Here is a 13,954-nt window from a genome sequence, read left to right as displayed (position 1 = left end):
TGGTCGGGTGTTCTGGCGCGGACATGACTGCGATACATCCGTGTCCGATGTCCAAGCCCAAATTGACGCATGCGACGGGTGCGCCCGTGGTCGACAATGTCAACATTCAAACGGCGGGTCCGCGCGGGCCGGCGCTGCTGCAAGACATCTGGCTGATCGAGAAGCTCGCGCACTTCGACCGCGAGGTGATCCCCGAGCGACGCATGCACGCCAAGGGCTCGGGCGCGTACGGCACGTTCACCGTGACGCGGGACATCACGCGCTACAGCCGGGCCAAGCTGTTCGCCGAGGTTGGCAAGCAGACGCCGGTGTTCATGCGCTTCTCGACGGTCGCCGGCGAGCGCGGGGCCGCCGACGCCGAGCGTGACATCCGCGGCTTCGCCGTCAAGTTCTACACCGAAGAGGGCAACTGGGACATCGTCGGCAACAACACGCCGGTGTTCTTCTTCCGCGATCCGCTGCGCTTCCCCGACCTCAACCACGCGGTCAAGCGCGACCCGCGGACCGGCATGCGCAACGCCGACAACAACTGGGACTTCTGGAGCGCGCTGCCGGAGGCGCTCCACCAGGTGACGATCGTGATGAGCGAGCGCGGCATCCCCCGCAGCTATCGCACGATGCACGGCTTCGGCAGCCACACCTTCAGCCTGATCGACGCCGCCAATGAGCGCGTGTGGGTCAAGTTCCACTTCGTCAGCCAGCAGGGCATCGACAACCTGACCGACGCCGAGTCGGAGGCGGTGATCGGCAAGGACCGCGAGAGCCACCAGCGCGACCTGTTCGAGAGCCTCGAGGCCGGCCGCTTCCCGCGCTGGAAGTTCTGCATTCAGGTCATGACCGAGGCGCAGGCGCGCTCGCACAAGCACAACCCGTTCGACCTCACCAAGGTGTGGCCGCACGGCGACTATCCGCTGATCGAGGTCGGCGTGCTCGAGCTGAATCGCAACCCCGACAACGTGTTCGCCGAGGTCGAGCAGGCCGCCTTCTCGCCGGCCAACATCGTCCCCGGGGTCGGCTTCTCGCCCGACAAGATGCTGCAGGCGCGCCTGTTCTCGTACGGCGACGCGCAGCGCTACCGCCTCGGCGTCAACTTCAACCAGATCCCCGTCAACGCCCCCAGGTGCCCGTTCCACAGCTTCCACCGCGACGGCGCGATGCGGGTCGACGGCAACCTCGGCGCGACCAAGCACTACTGGCCCAACCGCCACGGCGAATGGGACGACAACCCGGGCGCCGGCGAGCCGACGCTCGCGGCCTCCGGCGACGTCGCGCACTGGGACCACCGCGTCGACGAGGACCACTGGGAGCAGCCCGGCAACCTGTTCCGCTTGATGACCCCGGGGCAGCAGCAGGCGCTGTTCGCCAACACCGGCCGCTCGCTCGGCGGCGCCTCGCTCGAGGTGCAGCGGCGACACGTCGCCAACTGCACGAAGGCCGATCCCGCCTACGGCGCCGGAGTGGCGCGCGCGCTGGGCCTCGACCAAACTGACGCCGCGCCGCCGGCGAACGACAGAAAGGATTGAACCGTCATGGCCACGATCACAGTCAAGGATGGAACGCAGATCTACTACAAGGATTGGGGCACGGGCCGCCCGGTGGTGTTCAGCCACGGCTGGCCGCTGACGGCCGACGCGTGGGAGGACCAGATGGTGTTCCTCGCGGCGCACGGCTTCCGCTGCATCGCCCACGATCGCCGCGGCCACGGCCGCTCGAGCCAGCCGTACGACGGCAACGAGATGGACACCTACGCCGACGATCTGGCGCAGCTGATCGAGCACCTCGACCTGAAGCAGGCGACCTTGATCGGCCACTCGACGGGCGGCGGCGAGGTCACCCGCTACGTCGGCCGCCACGGTACGAAGCGCGTCGCCCAACTCGTGCTCGTCGGCGCGGTGCCGCCGCTGATGCTGAAGACCGAGGCCAACCCCGGCGGCCTGCCGGTCGACGTGTTCGACGGCATCCGCGCCGCAGTCAAGGCCGACCGCTCGCAGTTCTTCAAAGACCTGCCCACGGCGTTCTACGGCGCCAACCGCCCGGGCGGCAAGCTGTCCGACGGCGTGCGCGACAGCTTCTGGCTGCAGGGCATGCAGGCCGGCCTCAAGAACGCGCTCGACTGCATCAAAGCGTTCTCCGAGACCGACTTCACCGAGGATCTGAAGAAGGTCGACGTGCCAACGCTGTTCATCCACGGCGACGACGACCAGATCGTGCCGATCGGCGCGAGCGCGCAGGCGGCCCACAAGCTGGTCAAGGGCTCGCAGCTCAAGGTCTACGCGGGCGGCGACCACGGCCTGCCGACCTCCCAGAAGGACCGCGTCAACGCCGACCTGCTGGCGTTCTTGCAGAGCCGCGCGGCGTCGTGAGCCCGCCAGGAGCCGCACGATGGAGCTGACGTACCTCGGCACCGCGACTCTGGCGATCCGCATCGGCGAGACGCGGCTCCTGACCGACCCTGTGTTCGACGCGATCGGCACCACCTACGACTTCGGCCTGTGGTGTACGCCGCGCTCGTGGTTCGCCAGCGAGAAGCGCTACGAGACGCCGGCGGACCCGGCGTCGCTCGGCCGCTTCGACGCGGTGCTGCTCAGCCATGACCACCACGCCGACAACCTCGACCTCGCCGGTCGCGCTCTGGTGGCCGACGAGGCCCGCGTCGCGCAGGTGATCACCACCATCCCGAGCGCGCGCCGACTGGCGCGGCCGCTGGCGAAGCACGACGCCCCCGGCCGCGGCCTCGGGCTCGGCGCGCGCGCCGTCGGCCTCGCGCCCGACGCCCGCACCCGCGTCGGCCCGCTGACGATCACCGCGATCGTCGCCCGCCACGGCCCCCGCTACGCGCCGCAGGTCCACGAGGTCACCGGCTTCGTCGTCGACGTCGACGATGGACCGCGCGTGTGGATCTCGGGGGACACCGTGATGTTCCCCGCCCTCGCGGCCAGGCTGGCCGAGCTCCGCCGCGAGCGACCGGTCGACCTCGCGGTGGTCCACTGCGGCGCGGTCGGCTTCCCGCACGCGCTCGGGTTCCGCCACGCCCGCTTCACCTTCGACGCGACCGAGGCGATCGCCGCCTGCCGCCTGCTCGACGCCAAGTCGATCCTGCCGATCCACCGCTCCGGCTGGGCCCACTTCCAGCAGCCCGAGACCGACCTCCGCAGCGCGTTCGCGGCCGCGGGTCTGGAGGAGCGCGCGCGCTTCCTCGAGCTCGGCGCGACGCTCACGCTATGATCATAGCTTGAATGGATGCAGCCGACGCGGCGCTCGGCGTCATCCACTGCGCGGGCGTCGCGAAACGCGCGGAACCGTCCGCGGCCGCGCGTGGGTCGTGGTACGCTTCGGCGATGCAGATCGGTCACGGCCCTCCCTCGGTTCGCCAGGCGATGTTCGGTGGTCACGGCGAGGTGCTCGTCTGGGACCTGCTCGCCGGGCAGCCCGCGCCGCCGTTCACGTCGGTGCTCTCGTGCGTGCTCGAGGCGGGCGGCCACGTCGGGCGCCACGTGCAGCAGCGCGACTCGGAGATCGTCATCGGCCTGACCGGCTGCGGAGAGGCCACTGTCGACGGCCGCGCGCAGCCGTTCGGCCCCGGTACGGTGGTGTTCTTGCCGTTCCGCTCGTCGCTCGAGCTGCGCAACGAGCGAGCCGACGCCCCGCTGCGCTACCTGATCGTCAAGGCGACCCCGGCTGCTGCCGAGCCGAAGCCGGCGCCGGCGCGTGACGACGAGCCGCCGGAACAGTGACGGGCGCCCGCGCGACGGACGAACGGGAAAACCGTGGAAGAGGAAGAGAAGTCGTAGTCCGCGCCCGGAGAGTTGAACTCCGAAGGGCTCGCTTATCAGACGAGGTGTGGCACCGTCCACTGACGCGGTAAAGAGACCCGGGCCGCGGCAGCACCCGCGACCCGGGAGAGAGTTGGTCGGAGACCGGGGCGTCGCACCCCGCCTACGTGTTCCCGAAACACGCTTCGCACTCCGCGATTCGTCTCCGATGAGGATTTCTTTCTGCAAAGAAATCGAGGTGGTGCGAGTCGAACGCACAATCTCATGCTCCCCGAGCATGCGGCTTACCCACAAGCCTTCACCTCGTATGAAATGACCCTGCGGAGTGACGATCTCCGGTCTCCGCGTCGAGAGCGCGGAATTCTGCCGTTGAACTACAGGGCCAGGTTATCTGCTGTTTTTAAGAAAATTGCCCACGGAGGGTGTCGAGCCCCCGACCTGCGATTTGTAAGAACGCCGCTCTCCCGTTGAGCTACGCGGGCTTGCGAGACAAAAGACGGCGCGCATCGAAGCGCGCGGGTGGGCTAGAGGGTTCCGCCCCCTCACCTGTGCTGTCACAGAGCACCGCTCTTCTCACGAGCTTTAGCCCAACAGGGGAGCCGGGACTCGAACCCGGTTCGCAGGATTTGGAGTCCCGCATGTCACCATCAACACCTCTCCCCTACAATGATGGAATCGACGAAGCACTCGCGGCAGGAGTCGAACCTGCGTCCCTTGGTTTAGAAGACCAATGCTCATCCGGCTGAGCTACGCGAGCATGGCAGCCCCGCCGGGAGTCGCACCCGGTCCTCGACCTTCGGACGGTCGCGTGCAATCTGATACACTTCGAGGCCAGGCGTCGTAAAAGTACTCTCGGATGGAATTGCACCACCGTCTCAGGTTCCGTAGACCTGGGCCCTATCTTCTAGACCACGAGAGCGAGAAGGATCATCGAACGAGGAGAGTACTCTCGGGTGGAATTGCACCACCGTCTCAGGCTCCGTAGACCTGGGCCCTATCTTCTAGACCACGAGAGCAAGCAAGTGTTGGTCCATCGAGGAATCGAACCTCGTACCTCCTGCGTGTCATGCAGGCGCTCGACCGGGAAGCTCCTGGACCATTTTTTTAAAGAAAGAGCCCCGCCCGGGGATCGAACCCGGCGACTCCGCGCTACGAGGGCGGCGCATCACCATTGATGCTTGGGGGGCAAGAGGTCCCGCGCGGGACCGCGGCGGAGCCCTCGCCGGGTAACGCTCCCGGACTGCGCTACATACCAAGCAGCGCCCTCCCTTGGAGCAAGGGCAAGTTACGGTAGAGCAGCTCCCCGGGGTCGCACCGGGCCCTCGTGGTAGGCAACCACGCGTCTCACTGACAAGACCTGAACTGCAGTTTTCGTTTTAAAGCAGCGCGGCGCGCTGCACGAGAGCCGATGGCAGGAATCAAACCCGCGTCTTCACCTTGGAAGGGTGACGCCCAGTCACTAGGCCACATCGGCGAGAGAACCGTGACACTCATACGAATCACGGAGGAGAAAGATTCACGAAGGATAAGGGACGGAGAGGCTCGAACTCTCCTGGCGAGGTTCAAAGCCTCGCGTAGCACACCGCGCGCGCCCCTGCTCGAGACGCCACCGGCGGGGTTCGAACCCGCGATCTCCTCGCTGACAACGAGGCGGGGACTCCAGCTCCCCTACGGCGGCAAACGGCCTCGAGTCGGCAAGGCCACCGGAATAATGAAAAATATCGCAGATACGAGCTCCCCGAGAGTCGAACTCGGTCGAGCGCACGCGCTCGGCATACGGATTAAAAGTCCGCCCCATTCCCGTCCTGGCCGGAGCCCGGGGTCGATAGAGTATTCATACTTCAATAAAATAACGACGAGCCGAGCTGGTAACGATCCAGCCTGAAGCGGGGTAAGAATCCGCTGGACATCCATCTGTCCCATCGGCCCAAGAGCGGAAGCGGCAAGAATCGAACTTGCATCGAGTGGGCTATGCCCAGGCAGATTAACAATCTGCTGTCCTACCATTGGACGACGCTCCCAGGTGTCGGTGCGAGCACGGCTCCGACCGCCGTGTGTCGTGCTGAGCGCTCGCTGTGACGTAACAGGCGCCGTTACGCCGCCAGTGGACCGCTCGGGTACCGCCCCCGATGTAAACACGAACCTTGCAAGGGTTCGCCAGCGCCTTCGCTCGCAGCCCAATTGTCGTCAAGGGATGGTGCGGCAGGTAACGAACCTGCGTATGGCGCCTTATGAGAGCGCTGCCTGTCACTCGGCCACGGCACCCCTTCGCGCGGCATCGACGAGACGTCGAGGCCGCGGCACGAATTGCGTCGGCTGGTGTCGATCCAGCAAGCCTCGGGTCAGAGCCGAGGGTCGGGGCCGCCCGACGACGCAATCTTCTCTTCCTCTTCCACGATTCAGTTGTAAAACAGCGCGCGTCGAGGACGCGAACCCGGCCCGAGCGGCCGATGCCGGCGTCGTGAGACGCCGACCCGAGGCGTGACCCCGGACTTCCGCACCCGGAAGCGAGGGCGACCTGGAAGAAGCTCGCAGACGAGACGTTGGACCGACGCGCCGCAAACTGAGCGTCTGGCGGCGGTTTGTTTTGCCGCCAGTTGGACGCTCGCCGACTTCGTGGCCGCGGACGATTGCGGTGCTCTACGTCAGCACCCGCGACCACGTCGCCACGGCCTAATACGCTTGCCCATCGCATCGTCGGCGACGGGCTGTTGCGTATCTTTCGTGGTGACGGCGATCGGTGCCATGACGCAGGTCCTTGCCACCACTTGAGCACGCGGCAGGCCAGGAGTCAACCGCGCAGGCAAAGCGCGTGATTTCAAGAGGTTGCCGATTGGGCTCGGGGAGACTCCGGTGCGAAATGCTATCCCATTGAATCGGATTGTATCGATACGTATCGCAGGGCCTCGGCCGCAAGGTCGCCGAGGTTCGGTCCCGCCCTGCGTGCCTCTTGGACGAGGCGCGAATGAGGACGCCACGGGCGAACATGAGCCCGTCGCTGAGGTTGGCAAGGGGCGCTCGGAGTGCAGCGGCCCAGCTTCGAATTCGCTCGCTGCGGCCAAGCCGCGTTCGTGGACGGGCGGCGCGACCTCGAGACCACGGTGATGCTTTTTATAAAAGTGTGTTTCGCGGATGGAGTAAGCCCACCTGCGAAGGATCGGCCAGCAACGCCGGGTCACTTCTGTCGCGTCTCCCGAGACCAGCAGCCCTTCCTCCCACGAGGCGGTTTCGAGGTCTTCGACGAGATGGCCGGGCTTCTCTGAGTAATTCACGAGACAAGTAGATCTTTTCGAATTCGACTCGGAAGGGATTCTTCGCCTCGCGTAGCTCGGCCAGGGATGGACCGCGAAACAGCGAGGAGCCGATCGCGGCGAAGGGCGGGCGAAGAGCCTGAACGAGCTCTCGCAGCGACGACACGCTCTTCTTGGCGCTCTCTTTCATGAGATGGAGCTCGACGGCGTGCTCGGAGAGCGAACATGCCACGGAGCTCAAGCCGAGCCGAGCACGACGCTCGTGTGCGCCTTTCCGGACGAGGCTCCGAGGCGGTTCGAGCAGTAGCTCGATCGGCACCCGGTCTCTCGGCAGATCGCCGAAGCACTCGTCAAGCTCGATATCCGCGCACGACCGAAGCTCGCCTGGCGTCAATGCCTCTTGCACTGTTAGCGCTCGCTTGACTCGCCATCCATAAGCCGTGTGGAATTCGACGATCCCACGTATGCGGCGATCCAACTCATCGCCCGCCAAGAGGGTGATGACCGGCCAGAATTCTCCCTGCCGTCTCATGACGCTCCTTGGACCCCTCCGACGGCCGCCCCCAGATCAGACAGCAGGCGCCGTCCGCGGGCACGTTGCGCAGCCGCGTAGGACCTCCGCGTAGGTTGGATCTCGCTGACGCTCTGCGAGCGAGAGCAGCCACTCGGGCACGCCTTCCAGCGGTTGGATGAGCCCCAGGAGGGCGAGCATCGACGCGCGAATGCCCTCTGGGGCGTCGTCGGTCCAGTCTTCGCGGATCAGGGTGAAGATCCGGCGCTTCTCCTCGGTGGACAGCGTGCCGCCGCACGACGCGAGGAAGAGTGACTTGGCGGTGTTGCTCAAGAGCTCGAAGTAGGGCTCCGCGTGTTGATGACGTTCTGCGTCTCCCACCGCCAGCACTTCCTGTGCAAAAAGTTTGAGCTCGGTGCAGCTCGCGCTGAAACGGATGTCTTCGAAGCGTTCGTCGAGGGATTCGAGCGTCATCGTGGCCTCAAAACGGAGAGTTCTTCAGGGGAATGTGCACGCTGTTGGTGTCCGGGTTGTGATCCCAACGGTGCCAACTCCCTTGCTCGGTCAAGGCGGAGCCGACGCCGCCTTGGACCTTCTCAAGCGTGGTGGTGGGCCCGGAGGCTGCGTTGGAGGTCGGAGAGAGATTGGCGGCAGGATTCGCGCCGTGGCCGTGGCTCCCGTAACGCGTCCCTGCGGGAGAGCGCTTGTCGAATCTGAAGCCGCCAGTCGGAAACTTGCCGGAGTTCGGCCTCCACAGGTTGGAGGGCTTGCCGGGGTTCCAGTCGGCCATGGTCCTGTTCCACTCCATCAGAGATGGATAGTCGATGCTGCCCGTTCGAGCCGGCTTGCCCTGGACCGACGTCGTCACGACCTTCACGAGTTCGGCAGGATCGTCCGGTCGCTTGACGAATCTCCCGTTCTCACTGCGCCACCGCTTCGCTCCGCGACAGAAAGTCTTCTCGAGCCCGAGCGGGTCGAAGGAGCTCAGGGGATCGGGGACGTAGGCGTAGAAGGCGAGGCCTGCCGCGAGGCCCAGCGGATCCTGGCTGATGTACTGGCCGGCCTCGGGGTCGTAGTAGCGGAAGCGGTTGTAGTAGAGGCCGGTCTCCGCGTCTTCGTATTGGCCGGCGTAGCGGAACGGGCAGAAGTTTCGTTCGCCCGCGAGGTCGCGGACGCGGCCGTGAATGTCGAGTTCTGCGGACCAGACCGGGCGTCCCTCGGTGTCGAAGGCCGCCATCGGGGTGCCGAGGTGATCGGCGACGAGGCTGGCAGCCTCATGTTCGCGCGAGGACAGGCGCGCGACGGGCGTGAAGGTGGCGGGCTCGAAGATCCAGGTGAGCAGTTCGAGAGCTTCGGAGCTCGGAAGATGCCCGCTGTTGTCGAGCGTTCGCTCGTTCGCCGGATCGGTGGGCGAGCGCGGCTGCAACTCGAGCGCGTCCGGCGAGAGGGTCCACTCGTGGAGTGGGACGTCGCCGTCCCACAGCCAGCGGGTGCGTCGATAGTTTTCCTTAGAAGACTTGCTGGTGCGGCGGCCGAGCGCGTCGTACGTGAAGGTGAGGCGCTCACCATCGGGGCGGCGCACTTCGGCCAGGTTGCCGCTGGCGGTCCAGCGGTAGAGCCATGTGCCGGCTCCATCGACCTTTTTGATGAGGTTGCCTTCGCAGTCGTACTCGAAGGCGGTGCCCTCGGTTTTCAAGAGCTGGCCGGCAGGGCCGTAGGTGCGGCGGCGGCGTTCGTCGTCGCGGAAGAGGTTGCCGGCCGCGTCGGGGAGGCGCAGTTCCACCTGTCCCTGGGGATAGGTCGCGGAGACGAGGAAGCCGCGCTCGTCATGCTCGTATTCGACGGCGCCGCGGTAAAGGTCGTCGACGCGGCCGAGGCGCGCGCCGGTGGTCCAGGTGTGGCGCCGACGATGATGCGCGAAGGTGTGCGTGCGAGCGCCGAGGCGCGCGGGAGTGAGGTGCTCGATGGTGTGCTCGGTGGGCAAGCCGAGCGGGTCGTGCTGCCAGCACGAACGGATGCCGCCGGGGAGGTCGCGCTGCGACTCGAGCCCGCCGGCCTCGCGGCGAAAGGTGGCCGACCACGCGCGCTCGCCGGCATCGATCCGCAGGACGGCGCCCATCACGTCGCGCGAGAGCTGCACGCGCGCGCCGAGGGACGAGCGCAGGCGCGAGCGCAGGCCGTCGGGGCCGAGCTCCTGCGCGACCCAGTGTTCGCCCTGCGCCTCGCGGACGACGCGCCCGAGGGCGTCGCGCTCGAAGCGGACGATGACCGGCTCGGCGTCGGGCTCGACATGCACGGCCTCGAGCATGGCACCGTCGACGCGGTAGGTGAAGACGTCGCTGCTGCCGTCCGAGTGGAAGACGCCGGTGAGTTGACCGGCGGCGTCGCGCGTGAAGGCGGTGCGGAGGCCGCCGGGACGGAAGACCTCGGTGACACGCCCTGCCAGGTCGCGGCGGTAGATCCGTCGCAGCCCGTCGAAGCCGTGCTCGGCCTTGATGTCACCCGCGGGGTCGAGCTCGAAGCGATAGACCGCGCCGGCTTCGTTGGTGATCGCGGTGAGCCGCTCCTCGGTGTCGTGGGCGAAAACCACGGTGCTGCCGGCCTCGGTGCGGGCGACGAGGCAGCCCATGCCGGTGTAGGTCATGCTGACGTCGCGGCGGGCGTCGCTGACCTTCAGGACTTGTCCTTCGGGATCGTAAGAGTAGGTGCAGAGGTCGCCGTCGGGGAGCTCGACGCCGACGAGGCGATCGAGCAGGTCGTAGTGGCGGCGCTCGAGGTTGCCGCGCGCGTCAGTCCATGCGACGGGACGTCCGCGGCGGTCGTACGCCCACTGCTCGGTGGTGCCGTCGGGGCGCTGCACGCGAGTGAGATCGCCGGCGGCGTCGTGGACGAACCGCACCGCGCGGCCGGCGGGGTCGATCACCGCGGCGGGGTGCAGGCTTTCGTAGAGGTAGGTGGTCGTCTGCCCGAGCGGATCGGTGCGGGTGGCGAGGCGACCCCGCACGTCGTGGGTGTAGCGCCAGCGTCCGCCGAGAGCGTCGACCGCGGTGAGCGGGAGCCCGGTCGCGCCGTATTCGACGCGGAGCTCGGCGCCGTCCGGACCGACGACGCGGGTGCAATTGCCTCGGGCATCGTACTCGTAGCGGGTGACGTGGCCGAGCGGATCGATGTCGGCGGTCTTGCGCAGGTGCTCGTCGAACTCGAAGCGGGTGATACCGCCGCGCGGGTCGGTGATCTTCACGACCTCGCCGCGACCGCCGGCGACGTAGACGGTGGGCTCGCCGCACGAGTTGGTGACGACGGTGACGCGGCGCTGCTTGTCGTAGACGAGGGTATGATCATAGATGCCGCCGTCGCCCCAGGTGTGAACGCAGGCGGCCCCGGGCTCGGGGCCGTCGTATTCGAAGTGGAAGCTGAGGCCCGTCCGCAACGTGTGGCGGACGAGGCGGTGACGATGGTAGGCGTACCGGGTGGTCTGACCGAGGGCGTCGACGACCTCGGTGAGGTCGCCCTCGGGCGAATAACGGTGCTCCAGGTGGCGGACGAGGCCCTCGCGGTCGGGGTGCGGGGCGAAGATGCGGTGCAGGCGGGACTGGCGATCATAGGCGAGGCGGTACTCGCGGCCGGCGCTGTCACCGATCCGATGCAGGCGAGCGCGGGCGTCGTAGTCGCAGACAATCGAGTGACCGGCGAGGGTGCGCACTGCGACGAGGCGGGCATGACCGAGTTCGGTGGAGGTGTCCCCGGGGACAGGCGCGAAGTCGTGCAGGCGACCCGCGGCGTCCTCGATGGTGTAGCGGCCGTCGCCGTCGCTCGAGAGGGTCAGGCGGTTGCGGGGGTCGAACAGCCGTAGCGGTCGATCGACGCGCGCGTCGCGAGGGAGCTCGAAGCAGAGCTCGCGGCCGTCCTCGGCGCGGTAGACGAACTGCCGGTTCTCGCGCCAGACCGCCTGATCGAGGCTGTGCGACCAGCCGTGGCCGATGACGGAGTCGCGGGTGCTCCAGGTGGAGCTGTAATTGCGCTCGAAGCCGAAGCGGAGCGGGCCGGTGAGCTCGAGGTCGATGTCGTCGGTGATGACGCGGCCGGCGATGACGTCGACCGGATGACCGGTGAGGAAACAATCCTGCTTGTGCAGAGTGTTGTCGATCCGCCCGGGTTTGAAGTTCCCGCGGGCCCGGGCGTGCAGCGCGTCGGCGAGGTTTTGATCGCGCGTCCTCGACTTGAGACCGCGCGCGAGTTTTCCCAGGGCGCCGATTGCTACGCGCCAGGGGGACATGGGGAAGCCGCCGATCTGCACGTCCGAGGCGCCGGTGATGATGGCGCCGAAGCACGGCGGCGTGCCGGGGTCCTTGCCCATGAGGAGGCGCGCCGCGAGAGCGACGGCGTCGACGGCGGTCTGGGCCGCTTGCGTGGTCGCGCCGAGGGCGAGTCCAGCGCTGACCTCGGTCATCGCGGCGGCCATCGTGGTATCGCCGGCTGCCGCGTATTCGCGGCTGTCTCGCGCGCACGCGCGCGATTGCTGGTGCTGCAAGACCGCAGACGCGGCGCCGAGGGCCAGCGGGAGGCTGGTCAAGGCGCTTGCGGCCACTTTGGCGGCGGCGCGGGCGGGCGGCAGCGGGGTCTGGCAATGGCGGGTGATGTCGAGCGATCGCGCGGCCCGGCCGCCGCCGATGAACACTTTGCTCGAGCCCGTCATCACCTGAAACGGAGGTGCAAGCGAGCCGCAGGTGATCGAGAGGCCGAGGTCGCCGGCGCGCGCGGCCGGGAGACCGCCGATCAGGACGGAGGTGCAGCCGCCGAGCATGACCGGGCCGACGCTCGGCAACGGAATGGGCATGGCGGGCGGATGCGAGTGCAGGTGCGGGGCGCCGAGGTGGAGCGAGGCGAGGGTGGCGGCAGGCAGCGGCGGAACCGCGGCGCCCACCGGGGCGGTGAGCAGGGCGAAGCCGGTGCCGAGGAGCTCGACGGGGATGTTGAGCAACGCGAGGCTGCCACCGATGAGGCGGGTGGCAGTGGCGAGCGGGGTCTCCTGGTCGCGTTGTCGCTGCTCGGCCGGCGAGCGCGGGGCGATGAACGGCGCGGCGCGGACGTCGACGACCTCGTAGAGGGCGCTCAGGATCCCTCCGGTCTCGTCGCTTGCGACGGACGTGTTCCGGGCGGGACGGATCTGGCCGCCGACGATCAGCATGGCCGGGCCTCCTGCAAACGTGCGGCGACGGCCGCCTGTTCTTCGAGACAGGCGCGATGCCGGGCGCGATCGCTGGGTTGGTGATGGGAAGCCAGGCGGCCGAGGATGCTGTGGAGCCGCTGCGGGTAGTCGATGGCGCGGCAGAGCTCGGCGGCGTCGTTCCACACGCGGACGGCCTGCGTGCCGGCGCCGCGGGCCCCATGGCATACACCGAGCGACTCCTGCACGTCGGCGCGGGTGTGCGGCCGCAGCAACTTGGCGGCGAGCGTGTCGGACAATTGATAATAGCCCTCGGCGTCGAGGTGCTGGGCGAGGGCGAGGCAGGTGTCGGCCAGGGCGACGGCGAGCTGCAGGGTCACCGGAAAGGCCGGGGTCGCGGCTGCTTCGAGCAGCGCGGTCTCGTAGGTCCGGCGGGCCTGAACAAAATCGCCGCGAGCGCGCTGGACGTCGCCGAGGCCGGCCCGCGCGAGGGCGGCCAGGGCAGGGCTGCCCGTGCGGGCGTGGAACTCGGCGCAGCCGCAGAACTTCTGCTCGGCGTCGGCGAGCCGGCCGTGGCCGAGGTCGAGCCAGGCGAGCTCCATGAGCGCCTGGATCCGCGCAGCCGCCGGACGCTCGGGGTCGCGGACGGCTGCGGCGGCGGCGGCGACGGCGTCCTCGGGCGTGAGGTCGAGGCTGTATGCGAGGACATGTTCATCGAGACATGTCTTCGCGGCGGTGAAGTGCGCGGGACGAGCCCGATCGTCGCGCAGCACCAGGCGCACGCGCGGGTGCTGTGAGGCGCGCAGCAGCGGCTCGGCGAGCTCGAGGCAGAAGTCGGCCGGCAGTCGGGAGGGAAGGAGGGCGATGACGAGGCGGTGATCGCCCGGCGGGAGCAGAGCGAGGATGTGGTCCACCAGCGCGCGGAGGCGCGTGGCCGGGGCGGCAGCGGGGTCGCGCGCGAGGGCAGGCAGGTCGGGCAGCGCGGCGCCGGGGCCGAGCTGCTCGGCGAGGTTCGCCTGCTGCACCGCGAGGTTGTCGGCGAGGGCGTCGACGAGCGCGGAGGTGGAGGGTGCGGCGTCGGTGAAGGTCAGGAAGAGGTCGGAGTCGGAGCGCTCGTCGAGGCGGGCGAGGACCTGGGCGACGTAGAGCGTCTCGACGTCGTCGCAGGCGACGACGAGGACACCCGGGAGGTCGCGCTCGACGAGGCCGGCAAGCAACGATTCGAGCTCGGTGAGGACGGCTTGCATGCGGG

7 protein-coding genes and 12 tRNA genes are annotated in these 13,954 nt (G+C 68.0%); 4 read left to right on the top strand and 15 right to left on the bottom strand.

The genetic code is table 11. The annotated features are described in order from the left end of the window. Positions 1-47 precede the first annotated feature (47 nt). From OV090_RS20765 to OV090_RS20750, 4 genes are all read left to right on the top strand, one after another. Complete coding sequence (locus OV090_RS20765) at positions 48-1,523, top strand: catalase (protein WP_276599928.1); 1,476 nt, start codon at positions 48-50, stop codon at positions 1,521-1,523. Positions 1,524-1,529: 6 nt separating this feature from the next. Continuing rightward, positions 1,530-2,363 carry an alpha/beta hydrolase gene (locus OV090_RS20760; protein WP_267705653.1) on the top strand — a complete coding sequence of 278 codons (834 nt, stop codon included), beginning with the start codon at positions 1,530-1,532 and terminating at the stop codon, positions 2,361-2,363. Positions 2,364-2,382: 19 nt separating this feature from the next. Beyond that, a complete protein-coding gene (locus OV090_RS20755; RefSeq protein ID WP_267705652.1) occupies positions 2,383-3,225 on the top strand; it encodes an MBL fold metallo-hydrolase in 843 nt (280 codons plus the stop codon). 113 nt (positions 3,226-3,338) lie between these two features. Continuing rightward, positions 3,339-3,734, top strand: coding sequence for a hypothetical protein (locus OV090_RS20750; protein ID WP_267705651.1), 396 nt, complete (start codon positions 3,339-3,341; stop codon positions 3,732-3,734). Between the two features lie 272 nt (positions 3,735-4,006). On the opposite strand, the gene OV090_RS20745 is transcribed toward OV090_RS20750, so the two are convergent. The 15 genes from OV090_RS20745 to OV090_RS20675 form a co-directional block, all read right to left on the bottom strand. Further along, a tRNA-Pro gene (locus tag OV090_RS20745) sits at positions 4,007-4,079 on the bottom strand. A 7-nt stretch (positions 4,080-4,086) separates the two neighbouring features. Beyond that, positions 4,087-4,157: transfer RNA gene (locus OV090_RS20740), tRNA-Glu, on the bottom strand. A 26-nt stretch (positions 4,158-4,183) separates the two neighbouring features. Next, positions 4,184-4,255: transfer RNA gene (locus OV090_RS20735), tRNA-Val, on the bottom strand. A 109-nt stretch (positions 4,256-4,364) separates the two neighbouring features. Next, positions 4,365-4,436: transfer RNA gene (locus tag OV090_RS20730), tRNA-Trp, on the bottom strand. 21 nt (positions 4,437-4,457) lie between these two features. Continuing rightward, positions 4,458-4,530 (bottom strand) — tRNA-Arg (locus tag OV090_RS20725). A 90-nt stretch (positions 4,531-4,620) separates the two neighbouring features. Next, a tRNA-Arg gene (locus OV090_RS20720) sits at positions 4,621-4,692 on the bottom strand. A gap of 107 nt (positions 4,693-4,799) precedes the next feature. Then, positions 4,800-4,871: transfer RNA gene (locus OV090_RS20715), tRNA-Val, on the bottom strand. Positions 4,872-4,887: 16 nt separating this feature from the next. Continuing rightward, positions 4,888-4,960: transfer RNA gene (locus tag OV090_RS20710), tRNA-Thr, on the bottom strand. 216 nt (positions 4,961-5,176) lie between these two features. Continuing rightward, a tRNA-Gly gene (locus OV090_RS20705) sits at positions 5,177-5,247 on the bottom strand. A 130-nt stretch (positions 5,248-5,377) separates the two neighbouring features. Then, positions 5,378-5,451: transfer RNA gene (locus tag OV090_RS20700), tRNA-Asp, on the bottom strand. A 256-nt stretch (positions 5,452-5,707) separates the two neighbouring features. Further along, positions 5,708-5,794, bottom strand: a tRNA-Asn gene (locus OV090_RS20695). 174 nt (positions 5,795-5,968) lie between these two features. Then, positions 5,969-6,039: transfer RNA gene (locus OV090_RS20690), tRNA-Met, on the bottom strand. Between the two features lie 1,553 nt (positions 6,040-7,592). Beyond that, on the bottom strand, positions 7,593-8,009 hold the full coding sequence (locus tag OV090_RS20685; RefSeq protein WP_267705650.1) for a hypothetical protein: 417 nt from the start codon (positions 8,007-8,009) through the stop codon (positions 7,593-7,595). Positions 8,010-8,016: 7 nt separating this feature from the next. Further along, positions 8,017-12,723, bottom strand: coding sequence for an RHS repeat-associated core domain-containing protein (locus OV090_RS20680; protein ID WP_267705649.1), 4,707 nt, complete (start codon positions 12,721-12,723; stop codon positions 8,017-8,019). After that, a complete protein-coding gene (locus OV090_RS20675) occupies positions 12,717-13,949 on the bottom strand; it encodes a hypothetical protein (RefSeq protein ID WP_267705648.1) in 1,233 nt (410 codons plus the stop codon). The genes OV090_RS20680 and OV090_RS20675 overlap by 7 nt, the downstream gene beginning before the upstream one ends. Between the last annotated feature and the right edge of the window lie 5 nt (positions 13,950-13,954).

The sequence above is a fragment of the Nannocystis sp. RBIL2 genome, assembly GCF_026626745.1.
GTDB lineage: Bacteria > Myxococcota_A > Polyangia > Nannocystales > Nannocystaceae > Nannocystis.
Note: the sequence above shows the minus strand (reverse complement) of the source record. Positions and strands in the feature narration are given on the sequence as shown.

Bases quoted from the DNA above. Each gene is read 5' to 3' on its own strand.
- OV090_RS20765 (WP_276599928.1), top strand. From the start codon at position 48: ATGTCCAAGCCCAAATTGACGCATGCGACGGGTGCGCCCGTGGTCGAC.
- OV090_RS20760 (WP_267705653.1), top strand. From the start codon at position 1,530: ATGGCCACGATCACAGTCAAGGATGGAACGCAGATCTACTACAAGGAT.
- OV090_RS20755 (WP_267705652.1), top strand. From the start codon at position 2,383: ATGGAGCTGACGTACCTCGGCACCGCGACTCTGGCGATCCGCATCGGC.
- OV090_RS20750 (WP_267705651.1), top strand. From the start codon at position 3,339: ATGCAGATCGGTCACGGCCCTCCCTCGGTTCGCCAGGCGATGTTCGGT.
- OV090_RS20685 (WP_267705650.1), bottom strand. From the start codon at position 8,009: ATGACGCTCGAATCCCTCGACGAACGCTTCGAAGACATCCGTTTCAGC.
- OV090_RS20680 (WP_267705649.1), bottom strand. From the start codon at position 12,723: ATGCTGATCGTCGGCGGCCAGATCCGTCCCGCCCGGAACACGTCCGTC.
- OV090_RS20675 (WP_267705648.1), bottom strand. From the start codon at position 13,949: ATGCAAGCCGTCCTCACCGAGCTCGAATCGTTGCTTGCCGGCCTCGTC.